Genomic DNA, 11491 nt, shown 5'->3' on the forward strand with positions numbered 1-11491 from the left:
AGTCAGAGAAACGCCCTAAAGCGCCGATTGATTATCCATCCCATCGACCGTAGGGCAGCAAGAACAGATTAGAACTTAACAGCAAACCTTACGCTCCCTTCTTGTCCTAGAAAATTCTTGCCGATCTGGGCATTGTACTCTCCACGAAGTTCGTAACGATCATCAACGTAAAGCTGAAGACCGACACCGACATCAACCAATAAATCCGGCGCCGCAGATGTCGAGACGAACTCAAAGCCGTCGCCGTTTTCATTGCCAAACACGAAATTCTGGTCTACCTGGTCGTCGAGGAGATAAGTAACGCCGACGCTCCCATAGGGTCGCAGCCAGCCCTTTGCGATGTCGATCCTAGTGCCGAACTCGACCGCGGGCGAGAGAGCGAACGTCCAGTCATTTAACGCGTCCGCCGCCAAGCGACCTCCATCGCCATTCAGCTCATAGCCCGGCACATAGGTGTGGATGACATCGATGTCGAGGTAAGGCCGCAAGTATGATTGCTCGAACGCCAATTCGTAGGCGATACGTCCGCGCAAGGCGGCGGTCCACACGTCGCTGTCGACTTCTGCAAACCAGAGATCGTTGCCCATGCTGAAAATGCGGTCGGTGGTCACGCGACCATAGCCGAGATGAGCGGCACCGGCAAAGTACCAGGCACCCATCTGATGCTTCAGGGAGATCGCGATGTCACCGTTATCGGACTCCGTCTCGGTGTATCCGTCTTCGGAATGCCCGATGCTTGAGGTATAGGCGCCGCTGGCACCTATGAACCAGTTCGGCTTAAACTCCCACTGTGCGCCCATGCGGTAACTGAAGCTGTCTTGTGAATAGCCGAAGCTGCTTGCCGATTCCGACTGGTTCCAATGCGCGCTGGAGATTCTGGCCCAGGCGCATTCGGTCTCGTTGATCATAACGCTGTTGTCGGTGAACGCTGGGCAGCTTAGGGCACCCTTCAGCGAAGCGCGGCTACCCATCGTGCTTTGCACGATAGCTGCCTGCTGCTGACCTTCGGGCGAGCCAGAGGCGAGTGCCGCTTCATATTCCTGCGGCGACGATACCGAAGCCATGCCACCGAACACACGCGACGCATAAGTGGAGCCCGTGCCAGCGTTCCAGACGTCCTGCAGCGAATTCACGAAGCGCTGTTCCGACGTGGTCAGCGCAATCCCAGAGGCTGCGGCTGCGAAATTAGCCGAAGGCGAGACGGTAATGCTGCTGGTAGATGAATGCGTCTGCCAGGAGATTGGCGAGGCCGCGCTATAGCTGAACTGTGCGGGTTTGTGCTGTACCAGTTCTCCGGAGATTAGCGTGTAAGGGGTCGGCAGAACACCGATGAAATTCGGCTGGAAGGACAAACCGTCAATCGTGGCACCACCGTTCGCCTGTATCCAGTCGTTTTTCTGATTGCCTGCTGAAGAACTGTCGATGTCTACGCGCGCCACACCGGCCAGCCAAGCATCACCACCATTGATATTCAAAACACCAAGCTTGCTTGCGCCGCCGATATCAATCACCCCAAAATTCTGGAACTCCCCTCCGCGACCGAGGTTCACGATGCCGTTGCCCGGTTGGCTGACGTAGAGCGCAGAGCTCTCGTTTTTGAATGTGTTCTTCTCCAGAGTTCCGCCACTGGCAAGGTCAACATTACCCATCAAAACGCCGGCATTCGTCAGGCTATCACTGGCACTGGAGGTCTGGATAGCATTGCCAGAGCTTGCGCTCACCATCGCACCGGCACGCAGGTTGATGGTGGTCGTGCCACCGCCCTCGACCCGGATCGCCGTACCACTACCAGAGCCGCCTGTCAGGATGCCGGTATGGTCGATGATATTCGCACCGGACTGGCGCTGGAAATCCTCGAAGCTTCCGCTGGCGGTTTGGCGACCGTTCTGGATGAAGATGCCGTGCGAACCCTGGCCAGTCGTGACAATGTCGCCATGCGTGATAATCGAGACCGAGCCGCCGTGACCGGTCATCGCCTCGCGGCGCTTCCCCTCGTCCTTTCGCGCTGGGATGGCCGCGGTTTGAAAGGCTGCACCACCACCGCCGCCAATCGTCTGCGCATAGATGCCATGGGCTGCTTCACCGGTTGTCGTGATCGATACGCGCGAATTGGCGTCCTCCATACCGACGATGATCGCGCCACCATTACCACTGCTGCCGAGAACCTGGGTCGATGTACGCGTTATCCAATAGCCGGGTACCGAGACAACTCCAGCCTGTGTTGCGATGACGGTTGGAGGCATCCAAACCTGCTCTTCCTTTTCGACTGGTAATGGGTCGGCGAAGTTCAGGTTCACATTGCCCGCGCCTGTATATCCGCCTCCGCCCCCGATCGATTGCAGCATGACCGCCGTCGCACCCGCGCCAGAGGTAGCAACAGAGGCGTTCTTGCCGAAGGTAATCTTCACCTCGTCGCCATTGCCGCCAACGCCGCCCGTGCCGCCCAGGCGCGCCTTGATTGCCAGAAGACCATCATTGCCGGCATCGGCACCGAACCCGCCGCCGCCGCCCACACTTTGCGCGAAGATGCCCAAGGAACCGATGCCTTCGGTAATGATGGTGCCAGAATGATTGACTGCAACCTTGCCGCCGCTGCCGCCTTCACCACCGCTGCCACCAAAGGAGGCGCCGATAGAAGGCGTTGGAAGAATGGTCGACGATACGTCACCAGTCCCGCCGCTCTTGGCACCGCTGTCGTTATACGCCAGCAGGTCCGCCAGCTTCTGGGCGTCGCTCTTCTGCTTTTCAGTGGTAGTCTTGGAGGTCAAAACACTTGTGGCGGCTGCTTTCAGCAGCTCCTCGGCCTGCTTGATCGCCTCTTTCATATCGGCGGAATCAGACACGACCGCCGGATCATCAGGATCGACCCGGCTCACGAACGCCGTGCCACCGCCGCCGCCGACGCTTTGTGCGATCAACGCATGCGCTTCCTTGCCCGAAGTGGAGATCGTACCGGAATTATCGACCCTTACCGTGCCACCATTAGAGCTTTTGCCACCGCTGCCGCCTACCTTGAGCTCACCACTTAACGAAATAGAATTGGCACTGGCGGCCACGCCTCCATAGCCGCCGCCGCCGCCGACGCTTTGTGCGAACTGGCCAAATGAGCCAGCGCCATCGGTTTCGATCCAGTTGGTGTTTGCAACCGTCACGTCACCGCCCTTGCCGCCGTCGCCGCCGCGTCCGCCGACGGAAATATTGGCGTTCAACTTATTGGTGCCGGTCGCAAGGCTCGCACCGGCTCGCCCGCCGCCGCCGCCGATAGATTGGGCGAGAACGCCAATGCTGTTTGCTTCCTCGGTGAAGATCAGGCCTGAATTCGTTACCTTGACGGTGTCACCCGCGCCACCAGCGCCGCCCTTGCCGCCCAATGCGACCGTGAGATCGAGCTCCGTCAGCTTCTCAGCCTCGCCATACACGTTCTCATAGGCCTTTTTGATCTGGTCCTTGTAAGCCTCAACCAAAACCGTTTCAGTGACCAACGTCACTGCGTTAAACACATCGCCAAAACCTGGAAGGATAAAGTTTCCATTTTCGTCGCGGTTCCAAAGCTTCTTGCCATTGACGTAGGCGGACTTGGCGATCTTGAAGAACGACTTTATCTGTTTAATCCGGTCCGGCTTTTTAGCGTCACCCGGCTTGCCGTTGAGATTAGCGATGACCTCAAGTGCGTTCTTCTTGTCTTCTTCGCTTACCTTATCCCCATCCGATTGCGCAACATCTGCTTTTTTATCGCCTGGATTGGGTTTTGACGTAGCTATAGTCGCCACATACTTGCGAACATCGTTGACCTTCACGAGTTCATCGACAAGCTGAAGAATGAAAGTACCGGTGTTCTCTTTCAACTTTGGCGCCGCCTTCACGGTACCGGCAAAGCCGCCGCCTTCACCACCGCCACCGCCAACGCTCTGCGCAAAAATACCGACAGAGCCAGCGCCCGTGGTCCTGATGACGGCGCCGGACTGGTTTGTCACAGTTACGGCACCGCCTTTGCCACCGCTCCGGTTCTTTGTCGGGTTCGCCGGGTCAATGAACCCGGCATCGCCGCCCGCCTCGAGTGTAATGTTGAACTTGCCTTTCCCGGTTGCCATGTAGCCACCGGCGTCGCCACCACCACCGCCTACACTTTGGGCGTGAATACCTTTGGCATTGTGACCATGCGTCAGGATGCTGCCGATATTGTCGACGTCGACCCGGCCGCCATTGCCGCCTTCGCCGCCAGCACCGCCAATGGCAAAGTTCATCGTCATGGCGCCAGCTGTCGGCAACGCAGATACGAGGTTGTCGAGATGATCATTCCACGAGATACCAGCATAAGCCTTCGCATCACCCGAGCCGCCGTGACCGCCGCCGCCACCTATGCTCATGGCGGAAATGCCCCGCGAAAAAGCGCCGGAGGTTTCGATCGCGGCATGGTTCTCGACCCGGACGCCTTTGGCGGGGTCGGTATAGCCATTGCCGCCACCACCGCCCTTACCGCCGACCGCGACGACAAAGCTCACGTTCTGAAAAAAGCCGATGACATCAGCTGCAGATTTAGCAACACCACCACTGCCGCCGCCACCGCCAACACTGATAGCGTCGATGCCGTCGGAACTTGAACCAGTTGTGACGATATCGCCAAAGTTTCTCACTGTCACACTACCGCCGGCACCACCCGCGCCACCTGCACCGCCGACTGCGAAAGAAAGGCTAACCGCTGGCCATTCGGGTGGCGAAACGGCAAGTGCATAGCTGGTCGCATTACCTGCAATGCCGCCACCACCGCCCGCACTTTTTGCAATGATACCAGCCGATTGGATGCCAGAGGTGATGATGGAGGATTCGTTGTTCACCTCCACATTGCCGCCTTTACCGCCGCCGCCGCCTTTACCGCCTACGGCAACCGTGAGCGCTGCGCCGAGACCTGCGGATTTGGCCGTCGCACTGCCGCCTATGCCGCCGCCGCCGCCCACACTCATCGCTATAAGTCCGGTCGAGCCCGCGCCAATCGTCGTGATAGAAGGCGCTACGGTCGGCCCGCTTGCCGGCACTGCCTGCCGCAGCGCGTCGCCAAGCGCCGCTTCCTTACCCCATGAGGGGCGATAGGCATTGCTAAAACCGTCAACAAGCACGTTGCCGCCCGCGCCGCCGCCGCCGCCATCGCCGCCAAGCGCAAAGCCGACAAAGGGCGAAGAAGTGCTGGACGTTCCACCCATGCCGCCGCCGCCGCCGATGCTTTGCGCCACAAGCCCATAGGCGTTAAGTCCATCCGTCTGGATGGTGCCGAGCTGGGTCACATGGATATTGCCGCCTGCGCCGCCGCTGCCGCCTTCGCCACCGCGTCCAAAGAACCAGGCATCCGCGCCACCGCCAGCGCCGCCGCCGCCTGAGCCCGCCTTACCGGGCTCAATGGCGCCTGCCTGGAAGGCGGCAATAGCGTTGCCTCCGCCGACGCTCTGCGCCGCGATACCTGTCGCACCTTCTCCCTTGGTGGTGATCTTGCCGAAATTGCCAATGTTTACGTCGCCGCCAACACCAGCCGCTCCGCCTGGATTGCCATGAAATAATCCGTCACCGCCGCGCCCGCCGGTGCCACCAATCGACTGTGCCATCAGGCCGGTGCTGTATTGGCCATTGGTGGAAATCAAGCCTTGGTTAATGGCGAGCAGCCACCCGCCGACGCCACCACTGCCGCCATTGCCACCCTCATCGCGGCGCTGGCTACCACCGTTGCCGCCGGCGCTCTGTACGATCACGCCGAGAGACCGGTCGCCCTCCGTGCGAATGTTGCCGCTATTGTTGAACCATACATTACCGCCAGCACCGCCGTTGGTGGCGTTGTACTCGCCGTAATGAAGAGTAGCGCTGCTGCCCTCGCCGCCGAGTGACTCGGCAATCATACCCGGCGCGTTTGCACCTTTAATGATGATGGAACCGGATGGCTCGACGTTGACATTTACGGTGCCGCCGTTGCCACCGCTCAAGACGCTCGGAGATCCTCCATGGCGAGCGCCCCGAAAAGGGGCATTGCCGCCGATCGAGCGGGCCCAGATGCCGGAATACTGCCGGCCTTCGGTTTCGATGGAGGACTGCAGCCACACATCGACCTGACCGCCGTCACCGCCGCGACCTACCTGACTTTCCGCGTCGCCACCCCGTCCGCCTTGCGAATAGACCAGCATCATAGCGCCACCGCCGGTCCACCACGGGCCCATCGCGCTCGATCTTGATACGGGGAAACCACTTGCTGCCTCGTGGCAGTTCGAAAAGCGGTTCTGCGGCGCGGGTCGGCTGATCCCCCCTGCCGGACAACGCCCCACGCTGCACCACGCTAACGCGTCCGCCATCACCGCCCCGTGCGCCCGGCTCCCACGCAAAAGCAGCAGAAGCCCCCGCGCCGCCCATCCCACCCATGGATCCGAGCTGGACCGCGACGCCCCGCGCCTCGCGGGTCGTATAGTCGTTAAGCAGCATGATGATGCCGCCGGTCAAACCCGGTGTGGCAGGCGTGTTAGGACTGAAGGTGCGCGCGGTCGCATCATTACCCTTCGCGCCATAGAACTCGCGGAAAAACACGCTCTCAACATTAGATGGAAGCGCCGTTGACTCTGTACCGGCGCTGGCCTGCGCCGTCATAAGAGCTAGGGGAACGACCATCGCCGTCCGGCTGATCCCCGAAAGCAGAATTTTACGCGAGCAACGGAGCAAAGGCGCAGCGAGCTTGATGGACACCATCTAATTAATCCAAACAAAGTATAAAGAAGGACTGAGATGGTAACGAATACATTCTATATTGTTCTAACGCATCTTTTCCGCCAGATATAATATAAACTGTAGCTTACTTCCATCTCACGAACGTCTAGAGAATATTGCTATTTTTTATTTTGTATAAACCAATTGAAGTCACGTCAATCATCAAATACGATAAGCCTATCATTAAGAGATAATTTTCTTTTCAGAATGTATAACGATGCTGCTGCGTGATATTTTCCATAGCTGGCAGTTGCATCTCAGCGGCGCTGTGATTAGCTTTTGCCACAAACCAGAGGCCGCTTATTGTTATTCCGCATAATATGAACTTCGGGTGCTATAGGCTGACTACCACCATTTTTATTGAGATTTCAACTCAATCACAGCAAACGAATAAAGCGGCGGCTCACTCGTGGACTTACAACGGCCCTCAGAGGCTTATTGAATATAAAAGATTAATACACTTATTAAATTAGTATTTTAATATCTACCTAATCTTTATTTCAGCAGAGAAGTGAAACCCCATCGAATGAACGACGTGTATTGGGAGCTCGTCCTCAGTGTCTCGAACCTTACTGCGCAAGCGTCGCAATACAGCATCAAGGCTTCTTGTTTCGATATCTGCGTTATTGTATCCTAGCGCAATACTAAGGTCCTTACGCGAGACAGTTCTCCCGTTATCTTCCGCGAGTCGTAAAATTAGCTTTGCTTCACGTCCAGATAGTTTAATTATTGCGCCCAGTGGTGAAATCAACTGCTGAGCAATCCGGTCGACAATCCAACTTTTCGATGGTTGACTTGATTGCTTTGACATTTCACCCGTTTGTCGGGTTCGATGTACCAGATTTCTAATCGCGAGGATCAGTTCGTCGCAATCAACCGGCTTTGTCAAATACAGATTTGCACCCTCTGCATAGCCTCTCAGCTTATCATCGCGCATTGCTCGAGCTGTCAGCATTATGACAGCAATACCTGTTATTTTTGTTATATAACGAGCAATTTCAAACCCACTAACGTCAGGCAAATTGACGTCAATAATGGCTATATCGAATGTCTCAGTCCCAAATGCGCGATTAAACTCAGCACCACTTCCCACCGCTGTTACAGAAAGGGAATTAAGACGTAGAAAATCTGCGAGGCCTAGACGCAAGTTAGGGTCATCTTCAACAACAATAGCGCGGATAGGCTGGTTGCTCCATAACATTACATCACATTCTATATCGTGAATTTGAACCATTTGGTTAACATTTTTCTGTAAAGCTTAATGTACTTATGCGATCCCAAACCAAATTCTTTCTAACGCGGTTTGATCACAAGTGATAGAACCTTAATGGCAGAAGCGAACAACAGTGTCCCCCAAAAGAAAATCTCGGCAACATCTTGTTCCGCAGACCTGCCGGGGGTTCCGCTACAGGAAAGATTAATTAAGAATCGGCAATACTATTGTAGCTTCTGTGCCACCATCATGACAACCTAACAGTGAGAAACGTCCGCCATGGGCGTCGGTTGTTCGCTTTACAATAGATAAGCCAACCCCCGTACCCTCTATGTGTTTAGAATTGCAGCCTCGTGTGTTCTTTCTGAGAAGATATTCAACGGTATCTGAACCAATACCCACTCCCTTATCTTTAACACACAGAAACACTTCATCCCTCTCACAATATACATTTAGCCAAACCAATGATGATTTGAGGGGCACGGAAAATTTAAAGGCATTATCAAGAAGATTGATGATCGCAAGGTGAAGCATTTCGCTATCCGCGCGAATGATTGCGTGCTTCGCATCAGTGGTCATGGAAACATTCAAGGTAACACCGTGAAGCAAATCACGCGCACTAGTTACAGAATTGGCAACGACCTCACCCAAACTGATATCCAAAAATGACGGTTTGTAAGCCAATCCCTGAACTTTGCTTCGCGTCAGGTTCACTTCAATCACCTCAACAAGCCGTGTAATGCCGACATGAGCCTGATCCAACCGGCGGCGATTTGGTTCATCGTCTTTTGGTAGTGTTAATCGTATGCTATGCAGGTTGGTGCGTATCACACCCAGAGGGGTCCGGTATTGGTGAGAAATCACCTCCATGAAGCGGACCTGTTCTTCCTGCGCCAGCAACTCGGCGCGCAACGCATTTTCTGCAACACGCTTTGCCTCTTCAAGCTCCCGAGTTCTTACCAACACAAGGTCGTTGGCATGCTGTTCTGCGGCATTGGCCGTCTCGAGCGCCCGCCGATCAGCACTTCTCGCCAAATTTTCTGCATTGCGAAGCCTAACAGCAAGCGAACCCGTCAGCAGTGTGAAATGCACAATGCTTGTTGCGGCATAAGATTCAGCAACCCAGGTGGGTAAAGGAAACACACCATAGCGCTGGCCGTTGGTGGCCATCAAACCAGCCCATAACAAGCCAAAAGCAGCAAAATTAAGCCCGGTTTGTGCATCAGGTGCTCGCTTCAAATCAATGAGCGAAACCAACATTGACAATGTGGTGAGCACCAGAATAACCGGACCTGCCACAAGCACAAAATAACGGTTTACACCAAAAAAGACGCAAATAACGCCGGCTATGCCGACAACCGTTGCAAAATAAAAGTAGAGATTGATCCGAGGATGGCGTGAATGAAGATCGAGGATCGCTGATATACACAAAGCACCGGCGGTCAAACCAAACCACGAGGACATGCTCGAAAAGTAATCATTACCAAGACCACCATCGTTAAACAACAGCAGCCGTGCCAGTCCAAGGCTGCCGAAATAGATGCAAGCGACGGACAATATGTACAGGGCCAAGAAAATGTAGAATTTTTTTCTGTCAAAATAAAAAAAGAACAGTTGGATGATAAGCAATATGCCCATGCCTCCAAACCACATCCCTCGACCAATATTCTGAATAATGGATCGATATTGATAGTAGGGAGGGGAAAGCAACTTCACAGAGACATTCAGGCTTGCATCTTGATTACGAGCGTGGATGTAAACGATGGTTGTTTGACCGGGATGCAGCATAATCGGGACGATATTTGCAGAGGTGTTTAGATTGGCAAGCGAGCGTGGAAGATGATCGCCCATCTGATAACGCATGAAATCAGCCACGCTCAACCCGCTTTTCTGCGCGGTAACAAAGACGTCAAGCTCGTCGGTGAAGTTCGGCATGATCGACAGAATAAGGTTTTGCGACTGCTCAGCCTCCGGAGGCAACGTAACCGCAAATCTCATCCAAGCTGACGTACGCACGAAACCAAGATTGATATCGTGGCCTTCTAAGGGCTCGAACAGCGCTTGCTCATCAAGGATATCGTTCAAGCTCAGAGCTTCATTATCAAAAAGCGCAACATCAACGAAGCCACTCAGATCAATGGTGTCCGACGAAAGCAATGGTATTTCCAGAACCCGCATTTTAGATATGTCGTCATCTGCGCAAGACACCTCAACACCACTCAGCAGCGCAATAATTATGAACAGAATTTTGTATATCTGCATTTTACATGTTTGAGGTTTCTGATGCGCTATGCGTAACCCAACAACTGCCCCTACCCCACGACGTATCAATAAATTGTCCATACATTTGTCCAATGGGATGTGATGCGCCGAGCGCTGCTATACTGATATTTTTCAGTATTTTAGCATATCAAAATCCAATTGATTCCCAATAGTTTTAATGTTGATAAACAGCAAAAATATTAGGGGGACAGAATAACGGGGTACGAATCGGAAATCATATATTGAAATCCTGTGTCAAAGAGATGACTGGTCGCTGGGGGCAGTATTTATCATCCGCATCATGCCATGCATCTTCGATAGAAGGTTAAAAATAAAATGTGATCCGCAAGCCGCAGCGGAGGAAAATTTTAGTCACTTCCTGTTATGGTGAATCTTAAACAATATGCTTCAACAACCGCGAACCAAAAAGAAGGCCCGCGGCTGTCGATTATGCCCTTAACCGGCAGCTTTCGCTGTCGATGTGATCTGCAATTCCATCAACTCCTGCCAATTGGACTGAGATGCGATATGCAACACGATCAGTTCCAGCCATCCCTTGCGATTCCATTCGCCAAGTGTTTCTGGCGGAAGATTACGGAAAGCTTCAAGATCAACAATGTAAAAGCCGTCAAGGGTGAAACGACGCTTGTCATTTAAGGTCACATCAGCATGTTTTTGAACAAGCAGACCTGCATCCTTGATGGCTTTTGCGAATTCAGTTGTCTGGGAATAATCATCGTTCATGGCCTGACAAAGAGCGATGATCGCAGCGGTTGATTCAGTCGCTTCGCCCTTTTCATTGAACAACAGCTCAGCACCGTCGCGGCCTGCCTTGACGATACGGTCACTGGAGAGATCAGCACACAACAATTGCTGATCATCCTCAACCTTTAGCGAGATGAACGGATAACGGCGAACATAGGCAGGGACGTATGTGCCTTTGCGCCAGGAGCCAAAACCATCCACGAAAAGGTTCTTCTCATTCTCAAGTCCCAGAACAGCAATCGGAACAGGCACGTCATCACCTGTGAACACAATAGGGAATGAGCGCAGGGCTGCAGCGAATTCGCCGGCCACGAGAGGAATAGCATTCGACTTTGCTGCAAAGCGAACATTGTCACTGCGCTTCAACGCAAGGTCTTTATGTTCTTCAAAGCGCAAAAGAGTTGGCTTCTTGTAAAACAGCGGCAGACCAGCAGGGGTGACAGGAGCTTCGGATGGTTGAACCATATCAGTCATGGCTTATTCCTTTTCTTCACGTTGACTAGAGCGCATTTCGAA

At 53.9% G+C, this 11491-nt stretch carries 5 protein-coding genes; all 5 read right to left on the minus strand.

The window, feature by feature from the left end; all coding sequences use genetic code 11:
• Positions 1-68 precede the first annotated feature (68 nt).
• A complete protein-coding gene (locus C9380_RS24130) occupies positions 69-6197 on the minus strand; it encodes an autotransporter outer membrane beta-barrel domain-containing protein (RefSeq protein WP_164844739.1) in 6129 nt (2042 codons plus the stop codon).
• Positions 6100-6717 (minus strand): hypothetical protein, encoded by a 618-nt coding sequence (locus C9380_RS24145; protein WP_128094937.1) that lies wholly within the window; start codon positions 6715-6717, stop codon positions 6100-6102. The genes C9380_RS24130 and C9380_RS24145 overlap by 98 nt, the downstream gene beginning before the upstream one ends.
• 502 nt (positions 6718-7219) lie before the next feature.
• Positions 7220-7969, minus strand: a complete 750-nt coding sequence (locus C9380_RS24150) for a response regulator transcription factor (protein WP_128094938.1) — start codon at positions 7967-7969, stop codon at positions 7220-7222.
• 183 nt (positions 7970-8152) lie between these two features.
• Positions 8153-10291, minus strand: a complete 2139-nt coding sequence (locus C9380_RS24155; protein WP_128094939.1) for a sensor histidine kinase — start codon at positions 10289-10291, stop codon at positions 8153-8155.
• 375 nt (positions 10292-10666) lie between these two features.
• On the minus strand, positions 10667-11449 hold the full coding sequence (locus tag C9380_RS24160) for a SapC family protein (RefSeq protein WP_128094940.1): 783 nt from the start codon (positions 11447-11449) through the stop codon (positions 10667-10669).
• Positions 11450-11491 lie beyond the last annotated feature (42 nt).

It is taken from the genome of Brucella pituitosa, assembly GCF_003049685.1.
Taxonomy (GTDB): domain Bacteria; phylum Pseudomonadota; class Alphaproteobacteria; order Rhizobiales; family Rhizobiaceae; genus Brucella; species Brucella pituitosa.

Bases quoted from the DNA above. Each gene is read 5' to 3' on its own strand.
- C9380_RS24130 (WP_164844739.1), bottom strand. From the start codon at position 6,197: ATGGGCCCGTGGTGGACCGGCGGTGGCGCTATGATGCTGGTCTATTCG.
- C9380_RS24145 (WP_128094937.1), bottom strand. From the start codon at position 6,717: ATGGTGTCCATCAAGCTCGCTGCGCCTTTGCTCCGTTGCTCGCGTAAA.
- C9380_RS24150 (WP_128094938.1), bottom strand. From the start codon at position 7,969: ATGGTTCAAATTCACGATATAGAATGTGATGTAATGTTATGGAGCAAC.
- C9380_RS24155 (WP_128094939.1), bottom strand. From the start codon at position 10,291: ATGGACAATTTATTGATACGTCGTGGGGTAGGGGCAGTTGTTGGGTTA.
- C9380_RS24160 (WP_128094940.1), bottom strand. From the start codon at position 11,449: ATGACTGATATGGTTCAACCATCCGAAGCTCCTGTCACCCCTGCTGGT.